The 20,503-nt window shown below is 32.8% G+C and carries 21 protein-coding genes; 7 read left to right on the plus strand and 14 right to left on the minus strand.

From position 1 onward, the window contains the following. Nucleotides 1-101: 101 nt before the first annotated feature. From ACE3PD_RS10825 to mgtE, 5 genes are all read left to right on the plus strand, one after another. Entirely contained in the window at nucleotides 102-1,808 is a 1,707-nt protein-coding gene (locus ACE3PD_RS10825; RefSeq protein WP_374402339.1) for a tetratricopeptide repeat protein, read from the plus strand. A 171-nt stretch (nucleotides 1,809-1,979) separates the two neighbouring features. Continuing rightward, nucleotides 1,980-2,306, plus strand: a complete 327-nt coding sequence (locus ACE3PD_RS10830) for a DUF4286 family protein (RefSeq protein ID WP_374402341.1) — start codon at nucleotides 1,980-1,982, stop codon at nucleotides 2,304-2,306. 38 nt (nucleotides 2,307-2,344) lie between these two features. After that, nucleotides 2,345-2,650: a GIY-YIG nuclease family protein gene (locus ACE3PD_RS10835; RefSeq protein ID WP_374402343.1), complete on the plus strand. Its 306-nt coding sequence runs from the start codon at nucleotides 2,345-2,347 to the stop codon at nucleotides 2,648-2,650. A 42-nt stretch (nucleotides 2,651-2,692) separates the two neighbouring features. Further along, nucleotides 2,693-3,472, plus strand: coding sequence for a 16S rRNA (adenine(1518)-N(6)/adenine(1519)-N(6))-dimethyltransferase RsmA (gene rsmA / locus ACE3PD_RS10840; RefSeq protein ID WP_374402345.1), 780 nt, complete (start codon nucleotides 2,693-2,695; stop codon nucleotides 3,470-3,472). After that, nucleotides 3,462-4,814, plus strand: a complete 1,353-nt coding sequence (gene mgtE, locus ACE3PD_RS10845) for a magnesium transporter (RefSeq protein WP_374402347.1) — start codon at nucleotides 3,462-3,464, stop codon at nucleotides 4,812-4,814. Before rsmA ends, mgtE begins: the two co-directional genes overlap by 11 nt. On the opposite strand, the gene ACE3PD_RS10850 is transcribed toward mgtE, so the two are convergent. Next, a complete protein-coding gene (locus tag ACE3PD_RS10850) occupies nucleotides 4,798-5,286 on the minus strand; it encodes a hypothetical protein (protein ID WP_374402349.1) in 489 nt (162 codons plus the stop codon). The two genes, mgtE and ACE3PD_RS10850, sit on opposite strands and share 17 nt — an antisense overlap. 297 nt (nucleotides 5,287-5,583) lie before the next feature. Between ACE3PD_RS10850 and ACE3PD_RS10855 the strand changes: the two genes are divergently transcribed. After that, nucleotides 5,584-7,188, plus strand: a complete 1,605-nt coding sequence (locus ACE3PD_RS10855; RefSeq protein WP_374402351.1) for a DUF4139 domain-containing protein — start codon at nucleotides 5,584-5,586, stop codon at nucleotides 7,186-7,188. Nucleotides 7,189-7,256: 68 nt separating this feature from the next. Here ACE3PD_RS10855 and ACE3PD_RS10860 read toward each other — a convergent pair whose 3' ends face one another. The 3 genes from ACE3PD_RS10860 to ACE3PD_RS10870 all read right to left on the minus strand — a co-directional run bounded on the left by ACE3PD_RS10860 (nucleotide 7,257) and on the right by ACE3PD_RS10870 (nucleotide 10,263). Continuing rightward, complete coding sequence (locus ACE3PD_RS10860; protein ID WP_374402353.1) at nucleotides 7,257-8,297, minus strand: aldo/keto reductase; 1,041 nt, start codon at nucleotides 8,295-8,297, stop codon at nucleotides 7,257-7,259. Between the two features lie 111 nt (nucleotides 8,298-8,408). Next, the gene (locus tag ACE3PD_RS10865) at nucleotides 8,409-9,374 is read right to left on the minus strand and encodes an OmpA family protein (RefSeq protein ID WP_374402355.1); all 966 of its coding nucleotides are present in this window, start codon (nucleotides 9,372-9,374) and stop codon (nucleotides 8,409-8,411) included. Nucleotides 9,375-9,501: 127 nt separating this feature from the next. Next, entirely contained in the window at nucleotides 9,502-10,263 is a 762-nt protein-coding gene (locus tag ACE3PD_RS10870) for an exodeoxyribonuclease III (protein WP_374402358.1), read from the minus strand. A 194-nt stretch (nucleotides 10,264-10,457) separates the two neighbouring features. Here ACE3PD_RS10870 and ACE3PD_RS10875 point away from each other — a divergent pair, with 194 nt between their 5' ends. Next, nucleotides 10,458-12,248 (plus strand): GNAT family N-acyltransferase, encoded by a 1,791-nt coding sequence (locus ACE3PD_RS10875; RefSeq protein WP_374402360.1) that lies wholly within the window; start codon nucleotides 10,458-10,460, stop codon nucleotides 12,246-12,248. 34 nt (nucleotides 12,249-12,282) lie between these two features. Here ACE3PD_RS10875 and ACE3PD_RS10880 read toward each other — a convergent pair whose 3' ends face one another. The 10 genes from ACE3PD_RS10880 to dut all read right to left on the minus strand — a co-directional run bounded on the left by ACE3PD_RS10880 (nucleotide 12,283) and on the right by dut (nucleotide 20,503). Continuing rightward, the gene (locus tag ACE3PD_RS10880) at nucleotides 12,283-13,080 is read right to left on the minus strand and encodes a M48 family metallopeptidase (RefSeq protein WP_374402362.1); all 798 of its coding nucleotides are present in this window, start codon (nucleotides 13,078-13,080) and stop codon (nucleotides 12,283-12,285) included. After that, on the minus strand, nucleotides 13,064-13,510 hold the full coding sequence (locus ACE3PD_RS10885; protein ID WP_374402364.1) for a hypothetical protein: 447 nt from the start codon (nucleotides 13,508-13,510) through the stop codon (nucleotides 13,064-13,066). The genes ACE3PD_RS10880 and ACE3PD_RS10885 overlap by 17 nt, the downstream gene beginning before the upstream one ends. Beyond that, the gene (locus ACE3PD_RS10890) at nucleotides 13,507-13,971 is read right to left on the minus strand and encodes a DUF2752 domain-containing protein (RefSeq protein ID WP_374402366.1); all 465 of its coding nucleotides are present in this window, start codon (nucleotides 13,969-13,971) and stop codon (nucleotides 13,507-13,509) included. The genes ACE3PD_RS10885 and ACE3PD_RS10890 overlap by 4 nt, the downstream gene beginning before the upstream one ends. A 41-nt stretch (nucleotides 13,972-14,012) precedes the next feature. Then, nucleotides 14,013-14,354 (minus strand): TM2 domain-containing protein, encoded by a 342-nt coding sequence (locus ACE3PD_RS10895; RefSeq protein ID WP_374402368.1) that lies wholly within the window; start codon nucleotides 14,352-14,354, stop codon nucleotides 14,013-14,015. A 117-nt stretch (nucleotides 14,355-14,471) separates the two neighbouring features. Further along, the gene (locus ACE3PD_RS10900; protein WP_374402370.1) at nucleotides 14,472-15,422 is read right to left on the minus strand and encodes a 2-hydroxyacid dehydrogenase; all 951 of its coding nucleotides are present in this window, start codon (nucleotides 15,420-15,422) and stop codon (nucleotides 14,472-14,474) included. A 71-nt stretch (nucleotides 15,423-15,493) separates the two neighbouring features. Then, the gene (locus ACE3PD_RS10905) at nucleotides 15,494-16,729 is read right to left on the minus strand and encodes a murein hydrolase activator EnvC (RefSeq protein WP_374402372.1); all 1,236 of its coding nucleotides are present in this window, start codon (nucleotides 16,727-16,729) and stop codon (nucleotides 15,494-15,496) included. Between the two features lie 46 nt (nucleotides 16,730-16,775). Next, the gene (locus ACE3PD_RS10910; RefSeq protein ID WP_374402374.1) at nucleotides 16,776-17,540 is read right to left on the minus strand and encodes a DUF4292 domain-containing protein; all 765 of its coding nucleotides are present in this window, start codon (nucleotides 17,538-17,540) and stop codon (nucleotides 16,776-16,778) included. After that, on the minus strand, nucleotides 17,541-18,908 hold the full coding sequence (locus ACE3PD_RS10915; protein WP_374402376.1) for a tetratricopeptide repeat protein: 1,368 nt from the start codon (nucleotides 18,906-18,908) through the stop codon (nucleotides 17,541-17,543). It lies immediately after the preceding gene. Next, nucleotides 18,909-19,919 carry a sugar phosphate nucleotidyltransferase gene (locus ACE3PD_RS10920; RefSeq protein ID WP_374402378.1) on the minus strand — a complete coding sequence of 337 codons (1,011 nt, stop codon included), beginning with the start codon at nucleotides 19,917-19,919 and terminating at the stop codon, nucleotides 18,909-18,911. It lies immediately after the preceding gene. Between the two features lie 149 nt (nucleotides 19,920-20,068). Next, nucleotides 20,069-20,503: a dUTP diphosphatase gene (gene dut / locus ACE3PD_RS10925; RefSeq protein WP_374402380.1), complete on the minus strand. Its 435-nt coding sequence runs from the start codon at nucleotides 20,501-20,503 to the stop codon at nucleotides 20,069-20,071.

Here is a 20,503-nt window from a genome sequence, read left to right on the forward strand (position 1 = left end):
ACTTTAGTACATTATTTGTTTTATTTATGTTGCAAAAAATAGTTTTTTTTATTCTCTTTTTGTCCTCGTTTTGTGTTTCGGCACAGAACGAGCAATTGGCTATGGACTATTTTGAAAAAGGCGAGTTTCAAAAAGCACTTACTCTATTTGAAGAAATTTCGACCAAACAACCTTCCAACTATTTCTTCTTTCAAAAAGTGGTGGAATGTTACCAACAATTGCAACAATACGATAAAGCGGAAAACGCCATCACCAAACGAAAAGACAAATACAACCAACCTTTATTATTAGTTGAACTTGGTTATAATTACCAACTTCAAAAAAACACGGATAAAGCAGAAAAAAATTACGAATTAGCCATTCAAGAAATTGAAAAAGAGCCAAATTATGCCTACCAAGTTGCTAATTCATTCGAGAAAAAAGTATTATTGCCTTGGGCGTTAAAAGCGTATGAAACGGCTCAAAAGAAAAATCCTAATCTAAATTTCGATTACCAAACTGCTATGATTCAAGGGCAATTGGGCAATTTAGAAGTCATGTTGAACAAATTATTAGATTACGGTTTCAATACGCCAGATGGAACTCCAATGGTTCAAAATCAGTTGACTCGTTTTTTAATGGACGATACCGATGGTACTTTTGCAGCGACTATTCGAAAAAACTTATTGCTAAGAACTCAAAAGTCGCAAGATGTATATTGGAACCAATTTTTAAGTTGGTTTTTCGTTCAGCAAAAAGAATACGGAAAAGCATTTATTCAAGAGAAAGCGGTTTACAAGAGAAATCCAGAAAGTTTTTACAACATTGTCACTTTGGGAAGCATGGCAATGGAAGAAAAACAATTTGAGGATGCTAAACTAATTTTGGAATTTGTTTTGGAAAATACCCAAGATGTAGAATTACAAATGAAAGCGCATCATTTTCTAATTTCCATGGAAATGGAATCAGCGACTTCAAAAGACTATCCTGCTATTGATTTAAAACTTCAAGAGTTGTTGAAAAAATATGGCATTAGTCCGTATTCAACAGACTTGCAAATTCTCTCGGCTCACTTTAAAACGTTTTATTTGAATCAATCGAAATTAGGAATTGAATTGTTGCAAAACACCTTGAAACTTCCATTAAATGTGAGAGAACAATCAGAAGTTAAAATGGAATTAGCTGATATTATGGTCTATGATGAAAAATTCAATCAAGCCATTTTGTATTATGCACAAGTAGAAGATAATTTAAAAAACGATGTTTTGGCTCATGAAGCTAGTTTAAAATTAGCAAAAGCCAACTTCTACAAAAAAGACTTCGATTGGACCTTGCAACAAGTAAAAGTCTTGAAACAATCGCCAAGTTTATTAATTGCAAATGATGCGATTGAAATGTTTTTACTTATTCAAGACAATTCAGCCGAAGACAGTTTACGAGTAGCACTTCAAGCCTATTCAACAGCAGATTTAAAATTGTATCAGAATAAAAAAGAAGAAGCACTTCAACTCTTTTTAGCCATTTTACAAAAACACAAAGGCGAAAGCATCGAAGAAGGAACCTTATTCAAAGTTGGCAAAATTTATGAAGAAAAAGGCGATTTCAACAAAGCCTTAACGTATTATCAAAATATTTTAGACAACCATAAAGACGGAATTTACAAAGATGAAGCTTTATACTTTTCAGCAGAGATTTATAGAAAACATCTTTTAGACAACGAAAAAGCAAAAGCATTATACGAAAAAGTAGTTTTAGAACATCCCGATAGTTTGTATTATACCGAAAGTAGAAAACAATACAGAACATTGCGAGGTGATTCGACAATTTGATTTTACACAGAGATTCACAAAGATCCTTTTCCTAACTTTGTATTGAGGAGAGATACATAGAGACATTTAGTTTTATTATATTAAAGTAGGGTTTTGAATTTATTCTTTGCGAACTTTGCGAAAAACTTAGCATTCTTTGTGTTATAATATTGAACTTGAAATTTATTAAAAATGATTATATACAACGTAACGATAAACGTAGACGAAAGCATTCATTCCGATTGGTTAAAGTGGATGCAAAACAAACATATTAACGATGTTTTAGCAACCGGTTTGTTTACCAATGCTAAAATGGTTCGCGTTTTGGTAGAAGAAGAAATGGGTGGCGTAACATATGCCGTTCAATATTTTACCGATTCTAGAGCCAAATTGGAAGACTATTACCAAAATCACGCACCAAGATTACGCCAAGAAGGCTTACAACTTTTTGCAGATAAAATGTTAGCGTTTAGAACGGAGTTGGAAGTGATGGAAGAATTCTACAATGCAGGAAACTAACCTATTTTGTCTTTTCCGTGAAAACGGAAAACTCTTTTATGAAAGCACATATATATTATGTTTACATATTAGCCAATAAAAACAACTCTGTACTTTATGTTGGAGTTACAAATGATATTATTAGAAGAGTTGCAGAACATAAAAGCAAAATAAATAAAGGATTTACATACCGATACAACGTTGATAAATTAGTTTACTTTGAAGTTCATGGCTACATTGAAGATGCTATTCTTCGGGAAAAGCGTTTGAAGAAATGGAACCGTCAATGGAAAATCGATTTGATTGAAAAAGAAAATAAAAATTGGGAAGATTTATCATTGGAATGGTATAATAATTCTAATTAAAAGATTCCCGACTTCTCGGGAATGAAAAAAAAGGAACATATAATGGAAAAAGTAACCGCAAAAAAACACTTAGGACAACATTTCCTAAAAGACGAAAGCATCGCAAAAGATATTGCTGATACACTTTCGCTAGAAGGCTATTCTAAAATTTTGGAAATTGGTCCAGGAATGGGTGTTTTAACCAAATATTTATTGGACAAACCAACCGAAACCTTTGTAATTGAAATCGATAAAGAATCGGTGGAATATTTGGGCGTTCACTATCCAAAATTAGAAAATCATATCATTTCGAAAGACTTTTTAAAATACAATTTAAACGAAGTTTTCAATGGCGAACCTTTTGCAATTATTGGAAATTTTCCATACAATATTTCGACTCAAATTGTATTCAAAACTCTAGAAATGCGCGATCAAATTCCGGAATTCGCTGGGATGTTTCAAAAAGAAGTAGCCGAAAGAATTTGCGAGAAAAAAGGAAGTAAAACCTATGGAATTCTATCCGTTTTAGCCCAAGCATTTTATGAGGCAGAATACTTATTTACAGTTCCGCCGGATGTTTTCAATCCACCACCAAAAGTAGATTCTGGTGTAATGCGATTAAGAAGAAAAGCAGATTATTCGTTACCATGTGATGAAAAATTATTCTTCCGAGTAGTGAAAACCGCTTTTCAACAAAGAAGAAAAACGTTGCGAAATAGCTTAAAAACATTCAATTTTTCTGATAATTTAAAAGAAGATAGTATCTTTGACCTGCGTCCGGAGCAACTTTCGGTAGAACAATTTATTGAAATCACCCAAAAAATAGCAGCCGATGGAGTTTAAAATCAGCAGAGAGTTTCTAACTGAAATAGAACAACTTATAAGTGAAAACAAGTCGCAAGAATTACTTTTGCTTCTTGAAGATATTCACTTTGCTGATATTGCCGAAATCATGGAAGAACTCGATGATTATGGCGCTTCTTACATTTTTAACACCTTAGATTCTGAAAAAACAGCCGAAATTCTTCTCGAATTAGATGAAGAAGTTCGTGAAAAAATCTTACGCAATTTATCTCCAAAAGAAATTGCAGAAGAGCTTGACGAATTAAGTACAGACGACGCTGCCGACATTATTGCCGAGTTACCTCAAGACAAAAAGGAACAAGTAATTTCGGAATTAGAAGATGTTGAACACGCAAAAGACATTGTTGACTTATTACGCTATGACGAGGACACCGCTGGTGGTTTGATGGGAAAAGAGTTGGTAAAAGTCAACGAAAACTGGAATGTTTTAACTTGCGTAAAGGAAATGCGCGCACAAGCCGAAAATGTTTCAAGAGTACATTCCATTTATGTGGTTGATGATGAAGAACGATTAAAAGGTCGTTTATCATTAAAAGATTTATTAACTACCTCAACAAAAACACCTATTAGCGATGTTTACATTAAAAAAGTAGATTATGTAAAAGTTGATACAAAAGATGTAGAAGTTGCCCGAATTATGCAAAAATACGACTTGGAAGCCATTCCAGTTGTAGATGAATTAGGAAGATTAGTAGGAAGAATTACCATTGATGACATCGTAGACGTAATCAAGGAAGAAGCTGACAAAGATTACCAGTTAGCAGCCGGTATCTCGCAAGACGTTGAAGCAGACGATAGCGTTTTACAATTAACAAAAGCGCGTTTACCTTGGTTGGTTTTAGCCTTACTAGGAGGTTTTATATCGGTACATGTTCTAGGAATATTTGAACCCATAATGGCTGTTCATCCTGAATTATTTTTCTTCACTCCATTGATTGCCGCAATGGCGGGAAATGTGGGAGTTCAATCTTCTGCGATTATTGTACAAGGTTTAGCTAACAACACTATAATTGGTCCTGTTGTAGAGCGATTATTAAAAGAACTTTCTTTGAGTTTGTTAAACGGAGTCATTCTTTCAGTAATCTTATTAGCAGGCAGTTATTTCTTATTAGGTTACGAAATTCATGTGGGTTATACCGTTGCAACTGCCTTACTTTCGGTAATTATTATGGCATCATTAATTGGAACTTTTATTCCGATTATCTTGAACAAATACGGAGTTGACCCTGCATTAGCAACAGGTCCGTTTATTACGACAAGTAACGATATCTTAGGGATTTTGACCTATTTTACTATTGCTAAGATTATTTTGGGGATTTAGTATAATCGCATTCTTCTGGAATAGTCAAATATTTATCAATTTTTACCACATTTAAAAGTTCTTGTTTGAAAGTAATTTCTCCTTTTAGATTTGTATAATAAATAATTTTAAATAAACCATTTGGCAAAATTGGCGTTTTACTATATAAATTATAAAAAAGTGGATTATATAATAAGGGCCTGAAATCTTGACTATTTTTATCGATAATAATGTGTGCGGACTGAATTTTTTTTCTTTTCTGATATTTAATACTTTTTATAGATTTTATCTCATAATGAAAATAAGAAACATCATTAATTAAAGTGTCGTTGTGCTTCACAAAAGCATATTCATTAGCTTTATTATTGTATTGATTCGTATATTTTACTACAGAATTACATTCATTAGAAAATACTTCAGCTTTATAAAAATCTTGAATTGCAATTCTTGATACTGATGAAATACCATTATGATCTAGAAAAATCAAATTCATATTTATGGAATCTTTGTCTCTTGATTCACCCAAATAATAGTTAATACTTTTAGAGTTAACTAAATATAAATTTGACTTTTTAGTTTTGGAATCGATGGAAGTATACTCGTATAACAATTTATAATCAAAATGATATTGTTTCTGAGAAAATCCAAAACCACTAAGGAAACAAATTAACAATAAAAAAAAAACGTTTCATAATTCTATATTTTCTTACAATTTTACAAAATATTTATAAGCTTCCCAACCTTTTCCATTTTATTTCACTCTATAGAATAAACACTAAAGTTTATAGAGATGAAAAAAATACTTCTAATTACATTATTCTGTTTTTCGGCAATCACATTTGCTCAAAAACCTATTTTTACAACTGCTAAAATTAAAAGCGCAACTGTTTATGGCAATTCGGCTGAATTATTACAATCAGCAGCCGTAACACTTCCTTCAGGAACTAGCGAGATTGTTATTAAAAATGTTGCCGATTATATCAATGAAAACACCATTCAAATTGGTGCTCCCGCAAACGTTACGGTTTTATCAGTTCAGTTTACACGAAATTTTATTTCGGAATATGAAATTGATGAAAGCAATCCGATGATTAAAAAAGTTCGTGATAGCATTGCCATCATCGAAAAAGAAATGGGAAAAATTGCCAACGAAAAAGTGTCTTATTCCAAAACCATTGATTTATTAGATAAAAATCAAAATGTAGCGGGACAAAATTCTGGATTGAATGTCACCGAATTAATGAAACTAGTAGATTATTACCGAGCGAAAAGAAATGAATTGAGTAATTTGGTTGATATGCTTTATGAAAAGGAAAACAAGTTAAAAGACAAACTATCAAAACTGAATTCAAAATTAGAATTGAACACTCAAAAACAAGAGAAAACCTCACAAGGAAAATTAGTTTTACAAGTAATGACTGATGCTGCAAGTTCAGTGAATTTAGACATCAATTATTTAACGAATAACGCTTCTTGGTCTCCCTTTTACGATTTACGTGCGGACAATATCAATTCGCCAATCAACTTAATGTACAAAGCAAAAGTGGTACAAAACACAGGAATCGATTGGAAAAAAGTAAAACTAACGCTTTCAAGTGGTAATCCAAATCAAAACAACACAGCTCCTATTTTACAAGCTTGGTTTTTGAGATATGGATATCCAAGAACTTATGGTTATACAAATGATGACACTAAAATGAATGAAGTTGTGGTTACAAGTTCGGTTGGTATTAAAAGAAAAGATTATGAATCCTCAATCTCCAACTACACCACTATCAACGAAAACCAATTGAACGTTTCTTTTGATATTGATATTCCATATGACATTTTATCGAATGGAAAAGCGCATAGTGTTGCCTTAAAAGATTTGAAATTACCTGCAACTTATAAATATTACGCCGTTCCAAAAGTTGAAAAAGAAGCCTTTTTATTAGCTGAAATTAGCGAATATTCTAAATTCAATTTATTACCTGGTGAAGCGAATATAATCTTCGAAGGAATGTATGTTGGTAAAACAATGATTAACCCAAATCAAACTTCAGATACTTTGAATTTGAGTATGGGAAGAGATAAAAAAATTGCCATCAAACGTGAAAAAATCGCAGATAAATCGGGAACTAAATTCTTATCAGGCTACAAAGAACAAACGTTTACATATGATATTACCGTGAAAAACAACAAAAAAGAAGCAATTGAAATGTTGTTAAAAGATCAATATCCAATTAGCACCGATAAAGAAATCACAATCGAACTGTTAGACAACGGAAAAGCCAAAGCAAACCCAGAAACAGGAATTCTAACTTGGGATATAAAACTTGGCGCTGGAGAAACCAAGAAATTCAGAATCAGTTATAAAGTCAAATATCCAAAGGATAAGTTTATAGATAACTTGTAAAATAGTCGCAGTTGACAGTCTCAGTTTTCAGTAATATACTGCTAACTGAGACTGAAAACTGTACACTATTATGGTGCTGGATTTGGAATTAATTCCTGAATTTTTTCAATTTCAGCTACTATTTCGTCTGATAAAATGGTGTCAAAAGCTTGAATATTTTCTTGCAATTGTTCTAAAGTTGTTGCTCCAATTATCGTTGAAGTCACAAATTTTTGACGATGCACAAAAGCAATCGCCATTTGGGTTAATGTTAAACCGTTAGCTTCTGCTAATTCTTTGTATAATTTGGTTGCTTTGAAGCAATTTTCATTGGTATAACGAACGAAATTTGGAAACAATTTCATACGTGAATTCTCAGGATAACCGTTCAAATATTTCCCAGATAAAAATCCGAAACCAAGTGGTGAATACGCTAACAATCCAACATTCTCACGCATTCCAATTTCTGACAAACCAACTTCATACAATCGATTTAATAGAGAAAACGGATTTTGTATGGTTGCAATTCTTGGTAAACCGTGCTTTTCACTTTCCATTAAAAAACGCATCACACCCCAAGGATTTTCATTTGAAAGTCCAATATGTTTGATTTTGCCTTCCTTGATTAAACCATCATACACTGTTAACACATCAAAAATATTGTCTTGCCATTTGGTATCAATTTCTTGAACACCGCGTTTTTGAAACATGTTCATCACTCGTTCTGGCCAATGCATTTGGTATAAATCGATATAATCGGTTTGAAGATTTTTTAAACTCAATTCTACCGCTTCGTGAATGCTTTTCTTAGAAAAATCTAAAGGCTGACGAATATATTCCATTCCACGATTTGGACCAGCAATTTTTGTTGCCAACACTAATTTCTCACGTTCCGAAGCACCAATTTTCTTAATCCAAGTTCCGATATAACGCTCTGTGCTTCCAAAAATTTGAGCGTTGCCACCAATAGGATACATTTCGGCAGTATCAATAAAATTGATTCCTTTTTCAATAGCGTAATCCAATTGACTATGCGATTCACTTTCAGTATTTTGATTTCCAAAAGTCATCGTTCCTAAACAGATTTTACTGACTTTTAGTTCGGTATTTGGTAGTGTTGTGTAGTTCATTGTTATATTAAAAGTAGCAAAGATACAAAGTAGTAAAGTTTATTAAAAAGAAAAAAGTTCAAAGAAATTCTCTGAACTTTTAAACTTTTAAACTATAACCTTTTAAACTTCTTATAGTTCATTCAACATTTTAGAAATCTCATCTAACTTAGGCGTTAAGATGATTTCGATTCTTCTGTTTTTTGCTTTACCTTCTGCCGTATCGTTACTCATTAATGGTGCATACTCACCACGACCAGCAGCTGTTAGGTTTTCTTTTTTCACTTTAGCATTAGCCGATAAAATATTTACAATTGCAGTAGCACGTTTTGTAGACAAATCCCAGTTGTTTTCCACTCCACCACCAATAGTTCCAGTGATTTTATCGTTATCCGTGTGTCCTTCAATTAAAACTGAAATTTCAGGATTATCTCCTAAAACTTTACCAACTAAATCCACTGCTTTCTTCCCTTCTGAACCCACTGTCCAACTTCCTGATTCGAAAAGTAATTTATTCTCCATAGAAACGTATACTTTTCCATCTTTTTCCGTTACTGTTAATCCTTTTCCTTCGAAAGCTTTTAACGATTTGGTTAGTGTTTCTTTTAACTTTTTCATAGCCGCATCTTTGTCGGCCATCATTTTTTCTAGCTCAGCTAAACGTGCTGAAGATGCTTCTAGGTCTTTTTTCAATTTATTTAAACGATCTTGTTCCGCTGCTAAAGCTTTTTGTTTTGCTTCTAACTCAGCCAACAATTGTCTGTTTTTATTAATATTAGCTTCTAAAGCATCATTGCTATCTTTTTCAAGTGCAGCGTATGAAGCTTTTAGATTGTCTAAACTCTTTTTGGTTGCTGCATAATCTGCTGCTAATTTATCGCGCTCTGCCTTAGTTTTATCTAATTCCGATTGCAATTTATTTTTATCCGCTTCTAACTGATTTTTATCGGATTTTAAAGTGGTATTTTCATCCGATAAAGCGTTGTGTTCTTTCTTTAAATCGGCATATTTGTTTTCTAAATCTTGGTAGATTTTTTTAGAAACACATGAAGTAGTTAAACTTAAAACTACACAAGCAAGGGCAATTTTTCTAATCATTTTATATTGTTTTTACATTTTAACTTTACACAGAGATTCACTGAGTTTTTTATTATTTAGATTCTGTTGAAAAGAGATACACAGAGACGTTTTACTTTTTACCTTTATTGAATTTGAACTTGTTTTTTTATTTAATTTCTACTAAAACTGGGCAATGGTCAGAATGTTTTGCTTCAGGCAAAATTAAGGCTCTTTGAATTTTATCTTTCAAAGGTTCGGCTGCCAAACAATAATCGATTCTCCAACCTTTGTTATTATTTCGAGCATTGGCTCTGTAACTCCACCAACTGTAATTATGTGGTTCTTTATTTAAATGACGGAAAGTATCGATAAATCCACTTTTCATGAAACTGTCTAACCAAGCGCGTTCTTCAGGTAAAAAACCAGAAATTTTGGCATTTCGTATAGGATCATGAATATCAATAGCTTCGTGACAAATATTGTAATCACCACAAATTACCAAGTTAGGAACTTCCTTTTTCAAGTCGTTTACATAGTTTTGAAAGTCGTCCATATACTTGAATTTATGATCCAATCTATCAATATTTGTGCCAGATGGAAGATACAAACTCATTACTGATAAGCCATCGAAATCCAAACGTAGATTTCTTCCTTCAAAATCCATGTAAGGAATTCCTGTTCCAAAAACCACATTCTTGGGTTCAATTTTGGATAAAACTGCAACACCGCTATATCCTTTCTTCTCTGCTGGAAAATAATATTGGTACGGATAACCTGCAGCTTCAATTTCTAATTTTGGAATTTGGTCTTCGGTTGCTTTAATTTCTTGCAAACAAATAACATCGGGGTTTGCTTGATGTAACCATTCTAAAAAACCTTTGGTAATGGCAGCACGAATTCCGTTAACGTTGTATGATATGATTTTCATTTACTTCTCTAGCTTTTGACCAAATATAGGAAAAAGGTTTTTAAAAATAAAGTTTAGCATTTGGAGAATTCTTAATCCACTAACTATCAACCCAATAAAAAATGTAACAAATTTGCATTTTTATTGCAAAACTAAAAGTATAAAAATTCAACAATATTCTTATCTTTGTTTCTTGCTCAAAAAACAAAAAATAAATGGGTTTAGTTACTGCTAAAGAAGTTGCAAAAGCAATCAATGCTGACAAATACGGGGTTTTCGGGACTTTCTCGGGCTGGTTGCTCATGAAAGTGCTAAAGATTTCTTCGCTGAACAAAATTTATGATAGAAACAAACATTTGAGTGAATTGGAATTTTTAAATGCTATTTTAGATGAATTCCAAATCAAATTTGAAATCCCAGAAGAAGATTTAAAACGTTTACCAAAAGACGGCGCTTATATTACCATTTCCAATCATCCACTTGGCGGAATTGATGGTATTTTACTACTGAAGTTAATGCTTGAAAGAGAACCTAATTTCAAAATTATCGCCAACTTTTTATTGCATAGAATTGAACCGATGAAGCCGTACATTATGCCGGTAAATCCGTTTGAAAATCATAAAGATGCAAAATCGAGCGTTGTTGGAATCAAAGAAACATTACGTCATTTAAGCGATGGAAAACCATTAGGAATGTTTCCTGCGGGAGAAGTTTCAACTTATAAAGACGGAAAATTAGTAGTTGATAAACCTTGGGAAGAAGGCGCTATCAAAGTGATTCGTAAAGCGCAAGTTCCAGTAGTTCCTATCTATTTTCATGCTAAGAATAGTAAATTATTTTACTTCTTATCGAAGATTGATGATACGCTTAGAACTGCTAAATTACCAAGTGAGCTATTAACTCAAAAAGATAGAGTAATTAAAGTTCGTATTGGAAAACCTATTTCGGTAGCGGAACAAAACGAATATCAAGATATTGAAAGTTATGGCGATTTCTTACGCAAGAAAACCTATATGCTTTCGAATGCTTTTGAAGATGAAAGCAAAATTAATTTGCCGAAATTAACAATTCCAAAACCTCCAAAACAAATTGCAAAACCAGCCAATCAGGACCAAATTTTAGAGGAAATGGCTTGTTTAAAAAAAGGTGATTATCGTTTATTACAAAGTAAAAATTATGAGGTGTACTTCGTAACGGCCGATAAAATTCCGAATATCTTACATGAAATTGGACGTTTACGAGAAATCACGTTTAGAGAAGTTGGCGAAGGGACTAATGAATCTTTAGACTTAGACGCTTACGACAAATATTATCACCATATGTTCTTGTGGGATGAAGAAGCACAATGTATTGCAGGTGCTTATCGTATGGGACTAGGTTCGCATATTTATCCAAAACATGGAATTGATGGTTTTTATTTGCACGAATTGTTCCGCTTTGAACCAGAACTGTATGATATGATGAGTAAATCTATCGAAATGGGTAGGGCGTTCATTATTAAAGAATACCAACAAAAACCAATGCCATTGTTCTTGTTATGGAAAGGAATTGTACATACCACTTTACATTATCCAGAACATAAATATTTAATTGGTGGTGTAAGTATTAGTAATCAATTCTCTGATTTTTCTAAATCGTTGATGATTGAATTTATGAAATCGCACTATTACGATCCGTATATTGCGCAATACGTTCACCCGAAAAAAGAATACAAAGTAAAACTAAAAGACGCCGACAAAGATTTCGTATTCAACGAAACAGAAGCGGATTTGAATAAGTTTGACAAAATAATTGATGAAGTAGAACCAGGAAATTTACGATTACCAGTTTTAATTAAGAAATACATCAAACAAAACGCTAGAGTTGTAGCATTTAATGTTGACCCTTTATTCAACAATTCAGTTGATGGCTTAATGTACATCAAAATTGCTGATTTGCCTGAAAGTACAGTAAAACCTGTTATGGAGGAATTTCAAGCAGAATTGGAAAGAAAAGAAAAAGGCTAATCGATTGATTAGCCTTTTTATATAGTTTTAATAATTACAATTCAACATCCTCTACCTTTTTCTTAAACTCTTCCCAAGCTTCTTTTGTTAAAATTGGCTTTGATTCTATCTTTTTACCTTTTAAATAATTCAAAATAGTTTTGGCTCTCGCTTCTGATTCGGGATGTGTGGAAACCCAATACGTGTATTTGTGTAACTCATTATCTAAAGATAATTCGTAAAGAAAATCAGCAAATGGTCTTGGGTCGATATTCGCGTTAAGCAAATATTTCACACTTTGCATGTCGGCTTCCGTTTCTAAACTTCTGTCGTAGGCTGATGATGAAAGTGTTTTTAAAATCTCACTTAAAACCGCACCATTTGAACCCGTTGTAATCGATAATAAAACAGAAAGTCCAATTTCTTTCGATAATTTTTTCATTACGTGATTGCCTTCAATATGCGCAATTTCGTGACCTAAAACACCTAATAACGCTTGCTCGTTTTTACAAGCTTTTATTAAACCTGTGTAAACCACCAAATGATTATCAGGCATTGCAAAAGCGTTTACTTCGTCTTTATCAATAATATGCACTTTTAAACTATCTCTTTCGATACCGTTTTCTTTACAAATGGGCAATAATAAGGAATCCAACGTATTCACAATCGAATCATCAAAAATAATGGTTTCGGTGTCTTCGATTTCGTTCCAAATGATATCACCCAAACTTTTTTCGGTACCCGATTTAGCTTCTTCTACTCTAAAATGTTTCACAAAATCAATTTGCGATAACAACATCCAAACACCAAAAAATAGTGCTACTACAATTAATCCTTTACTTAATACTTTCATTTGTTTTGCAAATTAAATTAGTAACATCTCCAAAAAAGAAGAATTCAGTGTGTTGTCCTTTTCTTACTTTAGTTGCAATAATTAAAGTTGAGAAAAACTCAACCAAGTTAAAAATCACTAGTGTAATAATATAGGCGAAGTAATAATTGGTTGCTGTTTCGTCATAAAATAAAACAGAAACCGTCCACCAAAAACCTGCACTGTTAAAGAAAAACAACCCTAATTGAGAAACCAAAGCTTGCGTACAATGCCATTTTACAAACGCCGTACTTTTTCGGTTTCCTAAATAAAAGAAAATACTCGCCATTAAATTTAAAATAGGCAAAGGCAAACCTCCAATTACGGCTACTAATGACATCAAATAACTATTCGATGCACGCTCTAATTCCGATTCGTGAGGTTGATAATTAAATTTTGCTGTTGTAATCATAGATTTTTTTTAATGTTCCAAATCCAATTAGCTATTACCAGAACGATAAGTACAATAGCGACTTTTCGCTTTCTTATTATCGTTTCAATTTTTAAATAAGCGGTATAAAACGTTTCCTTTTTTTGAATGAAATCATAGCCAATCCAAACGGGAGCGACTAACATGATTAATCCAACAATTATACCAAAAGGATTGATTAAAATTGCAGAAAGAAAATTTCCGTGCGAAAGTTGCATTACAGAACGTGTAGTTCCGCAAGAAGGACAAGGAACAGTGGTTACTTTTTTAAACAAACAAACAGTAAATTCTTGACTTTGAATTTCGTGTTCGTGTTGTAACGAAAAAAGCAACCAACCATACCCTATAAAACAAGCAAATAAAATAAAAAGGTATAGCTTGTTTTTATTCATATATGTAAAATTAGATTTTTTATCGGACATATATGCAATCGCCCTTTTCATTGGTTTTTGCTAACGCAAATTTTTTATTGGCGATTTCATTATTAGAACATAAAAGTTCTGTTGAATAATTCCATGTTTTTCTCTTTGGTAGCCCCTTGAATTAAAAACCAATCCACGATAGCCCAAACTCCTAAACCACCACAAGTAAGTAGTTTTCCAACTCCCATACCAGTATCACCAATATAAAAACGATCAATTCCATAATATCCTGCAAAAATCGAAATTAATAATGCCGTTGTTGGATCTTTAAATTGAAGTGTTTGTACCATTGGCCATTTATCATCATCCATTTGTAATAAACGTTCTCTGATTGCATTTAATTGATGACCTTCGAAAAATTTGGCGTTCGTCATCATGAACATGTCTACTTTTTGTGATTCCATTGTAAAATTGTTTGTTTTAGTTGTCTCCTACTCGTAAGGCTTTTCGGATGCGCCATAAAATGCTAATATAAAAATATTTTCTGTATTAGTCGACAACGAATAGAATTGTTACAAACATTATTGATAAATCTTACAAATCTTATCTACAATGGTTTGCGCTAACTTTTGATGACTTTCAAAAGTCCATCCTGCAATATGTGGTGTTAGCAATACATTTTCAGCTTGTAATAAATATTCGAAAGCGGCTGGTTTTTCACCTTCAAATAAAGTTTCGAAAGATAGTTTTTCGTATTCCAAAACATCTAAACCTGCGCCTAAAATTTTACCTGATTTCAATGCTTCAACTAAATCAGCCGTTACCACCGAATTTCCTCTTGCCGTATTAATGAACCAAAATGGTTTTTTAAATTGATTAATAAAATCAGCATTTATCATTTTATCAGTTTCAGGAGTCCAAGGTGTGTGTAAACTTAGAACATCGGCTCTTTCTTGAAGTTCAGATAATGAAACTTGAATCGCATTGGCATCTCCCATATTCGGTAAAATATCATGACATAAAACGGTTACGTCAAATCCGCGTAATTTTTTTGCGAATGATTTTCCCATGTTTCCATAACCGATAATTCCAATCGTTTTGCCTTCTAACTCATGTCCGCGATTGGCTTCACGCTTCCATTGACCGGATTTCACTTCGTTATTGGCTTTGTTTAGATTATTAAAAAGCGATAATAACATTCCAATAGCGTGTTCGCCAACGGCATTTGCATTTCCCTCTGGAGCAGCGATTAAATGAATTCCTTTCGCTGTAGCGTAATCACAATCAATGCTTTCCAAACCAGCACCAACACGGGCGATGAATTGTAAATTTGTGGCTTTATCTAAAAAGGTTTTATCAATTTTAAAACGACTACGAATGACAATACCATGATAGTTTTCAATTTTAGCTTCTACTTCTTGTTTGGATGAAGAAAAATCGGCTTCATTTTGAAAACCGGCTTGTTCTAATTGTTCCCAAAGTAAAGGGTGATTACTATCGATATGAAGTATTTTAATTTGTGATAAATTCATAATTTTCTATTGAAATATAAAAGTACAAAATTGATTCAAAAAAAATGAGGCCCATTCGACCTCATTAATTTTTACATGCTCAACCAAGTTTCTGGATTTAAAGTTGTGGTATTTTGCAATACTAAAAACTTAATCACCGCTTTACCTGATGAATCCGTGTGGATTCTTCCTATATTTTGTTTGATACTTACTTTTTGTCCTTTTGAAACACTAACAGATGACAAATTCAGATACACCGTAATGAAATCTCCATGTTGAATGTAAACCGCTTTATTATTGGCCGAAATTACTTGTACTTGTAATACTTCACCACCAAAAACTGCTCTTGCCGATGAACCTGGTTCGGTTGAAATTTCAACACCACTGTTGTGAATCGTTAGGTTTTTATGAATCGGATGCGGTTGATCGCCGTGTTTCAATGACACATATCCTTTTGCTACTGGCCAAGGTAATTTTCCTTTATTCGCTTTAAAATTATCCGAAGCCACTTTTCCTTCTGCAGATAAAACAAACTTTGAAGCTGCAGTTGTTCCGGCTTTTGGAGCTGTAGTTCCTGACTTCTCTGCGTTACGTTTGTTAGCAGCAGCAATTTCGGCAGCAATTAATTTTTTAATTTTTGCATCAATATCTTTTGCTTCTTTTTGCTTTTTGGTAATCTCAGCTGCTAATTTCTTTTTATCTTTTTGTATCGACTTAACTAAGCGTTCTTGCTCTTGTTTTTCTTTTTCTAACTCTTGCTTTTCTTTTTCAGTTTGTGCTAAAACAACTTCTTTTTCCTTTTTGCTTTCAGACAAACGTTTTTCGGCTTGTAATAATTTTGTTTGCTTGTCTTTAATTTCTTCACCTTGCATTTTTCTGAATCCTGCATATTGTTTCATGTATTGGATTCGTTTGTAAGCTTGGAGGAAATTCTCAGAGGAAAGAATAAACATAATTCTACTTTGCTCGTTTCTACTTTTATATGATTTTACAATCATTTTTTCGTAGTCTTCTTTTAGCACTTTTAATTCTCTATTTAACTTGTTCATTTCTAACTGAGTTAAATAAATTTCATCGCTTAAAATTCGAGTTTGCTTTGCGGTTGTATTCAATAACTTTTGTCGTAATTGAATCAACTGCTTTTGTTGATTTATTTGGCTTAAAACCGATTTTTCTTTCTTCTTCTCGGTTTCTAAACGCGATTTACTTTCTGAAATTTCTTTCAGAATTTGTGCTTTGCGCTCTTCTAACTTTTGCTGTTCAGAAGGTTGAGCAAAACATAGGCTTGTAATGAAAAAGAAAAAAACGATTTTAATGAATTGGTTCATGCAATAAGGATTTTTACAAAGGTAGTTTTTTTACTTAAATAAAAAATTAATTGATTTCAACCGCAGTGTAACCACTAGGTACTGAATAAGGATAACTCAAATTCTCATTAAATGTTGTGTTCTTATATTCAATATCAATTGCTATTTTGTCTTTTTGTTCCGCTTTAATATTGATTTCGTTTGGTAAAAACATACCTTTATCTTCTTTGTACGAAGGATAACGAATTTCTAAATTTCGGTTTTTACTAGCTTGATTTATCGTTTCTTTTTTCAACAAATAATTAGCGCCCTCAAAATAAAATTCTTTTGCAACATCAGAATCATTTGGCAACGACAACTTAAACATTTTCTCTATTACTTCAGAAACCCATTTATCTTTTGTTAAATCATCAATTGCTTTCCCAAGAAATAAATTCTGCACTTTATTGAAATCTAAATCAGTACCCAACCAATTACTTAACATACTAAAATCGCCTTCAAAATACGTATTATTTATTTTTTCATAATAACTTACTTTGGTTGGAGTAATCATAGCTTTTGCCATTGGTATTCCTAAGAACTTAATGTTTATCCAAATGATTTCATCTTTTTTAATTCGAATATCAGCATTTAGAGAATGTGATTGCTTTTCATCTTCGTACTTTGCATTTGCTCTAATGCTCAAGGTTTTAAAATCGTGTTGATTTTTGTAATGCCCTTTGATTACTTTAGAAACTTCGGTGTTTTCATTGGCAGCTGCTGTTGCAACGGTTTGCTTTGATTTACATCCGATTAAAAAAACGATTAAAATGGCTGATATAATTGACTTCATTTATTTTTGTAATTGCTTTAATTTGTTGGTATACACTTGTTTTTTAGCATTATCATTCAAATTTTCGCAACTGATAATTAATTGTTTGTAAAAATTAACATTGAAACGATTGTTGTAAATTCCAGATTCTGACGGATTAAATTCAACAACAAAATCCAAGCCATTTTCTAAAATATTCTTTGCTTTTTTATATTCTTTAAGTTGATTGTATCCTAAACCGGCATAAAAATAAAACCCAACTTGGGTAGGAAATGACTCCAAATATTCTTCTGCTTTCTTAGTTACTAATTGAAAATCTTGCTTTTGAATTAACACTTCTAAATACAATTCCATGGCTTCTACATCATCTGAATTTTTTTTGATTCCTTTCTCAAAATATTTCGTCGCATTTTCTAAATCATTCTTTTTCCAGAAAAATTTGGCTACTTCTTTTGCTACATTGATTTCTCTATCGTTATCAAAATAAGGAATTGCTTTGTCAATATCTTTTAAATAGGTTGGATTTTTAACAGCAAAAATCAAAAACTCATTGAACACGCGATGTTTGATTTTCAAATCCATTCGGTCGTTGTCCAAAACTTTAAACATCGATTTTGACGCATTTTCGCCATCGTTATTATTTAAGTGAAATTTCACTAAACTTACGTGTGCCCAATCGGAATTTGGAATTTCTTTTTCCAATTGTTTTGCCACTTCAAAAGCTTTATCTTCTTGATTGAAACTCGTATACAAAACAATCAAATCGATATAATTTTGTTCTACTTTTGGACTCTTTTTGATCGCTTCTTCTAATTGTTCTTTCTGTGGTTTTGAATAAGTGTTTGATTCTTGAATCTTCAATTTATAGAATTCCATGGCGCTGGTCAACTTGGATTTCGATTCCATGTCTTTCAACAATTCCAAGGCTTTCGTGTGTTGATTTGTGTTCATGTAAAGCGAAACCAAATCTTCTTTCATGTTAGCATCAAACTCAATTAATTTCTCTACAATAGGAATTGATTTTTGGTAATCTTTCGTTTGATAATACACGTCGTATAATCCGTTCCAATACCAACGTTGTTTGTTGTCTAACTCGATTGCTTTTTTGAAAGCATTTTCCGCATCAATATAATTTTTAAGGCTCAAATAATTTTTACCCAATTCATATTGAAAAGAAGCATTTTTAGGTTCTTTTTCAATACATTTTTGAATCGCCACAATCGCTTTATCGTAATTTTCGATGCCGCGTTGTTTCACGGCTTCGTAAAAATTATTTTCCAATTGGTCATCCACCAAAGCAATCGCATCGGGATTTTCTTGCGCAAACAAGTGATTCCCAAAACTGAAAAGCAGGAACGCCAAAAAAGCTATATGTTTTTTCTTTATCATCTATTCTAAAACCGAATAATCTCCGATACTAATACTTGTAAAATTGCCATCAAAACTAGCATGATTTCCTATCATTGCGTTATCTAAATTGGCATTTTTAATATGTGCGTGAGTTTGAATCAAACTATTTTTTATAGTAGAATCAATCACGTGACATCCTTTCCCTAATGAAACATTTGGTCCAACCGTAGCATTAATCAACACTACATCTTCACCAATATAACATGGAGGAATAATAGTTGAATTCTCTAATTTCACATCGTAATCAACTAAATGTTCGCCATCGTTATGTAAAAAACCTAACATTCTCGTGTTGGTTTCTACTGTAACGTCTTTATTTCCACAATCCATCCACTCGTCTACTTGTCCTGGTACAAATTTCATGCCTTTTGCCATCATTTGTTTGATACCATCGTTGATTTGGTATTCGCCACCATGGATAATGTTGTTGTCTAACACCGATTGTAATTCGTTTTTCAACACCGCAATATCTTTGAAATAGTAAATTCCTATAACCGCTAAATCAGATACAAATTCTTTTGGTTTCTCTACCAATTCAATTATTTCTCCATTATCATTCAAGTTTACCACACCAAAAGCTTCTGGTTGATCCACTTGTTTTACCCAAATAACGCTATCAGCAGTTGTGTCTAAATCAAAATCGGCACAAATTAACGTGTCTGCATAAGCAATAACCGCTGGTCCAGACAAAGAATCCTTAGCACACATAATCGCATGACCTGTTCCTAATGCTTCGTTTTGATAGTAAATCGTTCCTCTTGCGCCTAACTTTTGAGCAATCGCAATTAAATCTTCTTCTACTTTTTTACCAAAACTCTCATGAATAATAAACGCCACTTCGTCTATTTTCTGATTTAAAACGCCAGCAATATCTTCCACTAAACGGTGAACAATTGGTTTTCCAGCAACTGGAATTAATGGTTTTGGAACTGTTAATGTATGTGGGCGAAGGCGTGAACCACGACCTGCCATTGGTACGATTATTTTCATGGTATCTTTTTATTTTAAACACAAAGCTTGCAAAGGTTTTTCGCAAAGTTCGCTATGATTATATTTTTGATTTTTCTAAACGTTTTATACTGAAGACTTCGACTTCGCTCAGTCTGACAAACTGCTAACTGAGACTGAACACTGAGCACTTACTTCACTCCCGTACTACCAAAACCACCTTCTCCTCTTGAGGTTTCGGACAATTCAGTTACTTCAACCCATTCTGCTCTTTCGTGTTTGGCGATGATTAATTGGGCTATACGTTCTCCGTTTTCGATTACGAAATCTTCATTGGATAAATTTACTAAAATCACACCAATTTCTCCACGATAATCGGCATCTACTGTTCCGGGCGAGTTTAAAACGGTGATTCCTTTTTTGGCCGCTAAACCACTTCTTGGACGTACTTGCGCTTCGTAACCTATTGGTAATTCAATAAAAAGTCCAGTTTTTACGATGGTTCTTTCTAATGATTTTAAGGTGATGGGTTCTGAAATATTCGCACGTAAATCCATTCCTGCCGAAGCGATAGTTTCGTAGTTAGGTAGCTCGTGATTGGATCTATTGATGATTTTGATTTGCAT

It is taken from the genome of Flavobacterium sp., assembly GCF_041911335.1.
In the GTDB taxonomy this organism is placed as follows: Bacteria; Bacteroidota; Bacteroidia; order Flavobacteriales; family Flavobacteriaceae; genus Flavobacterium.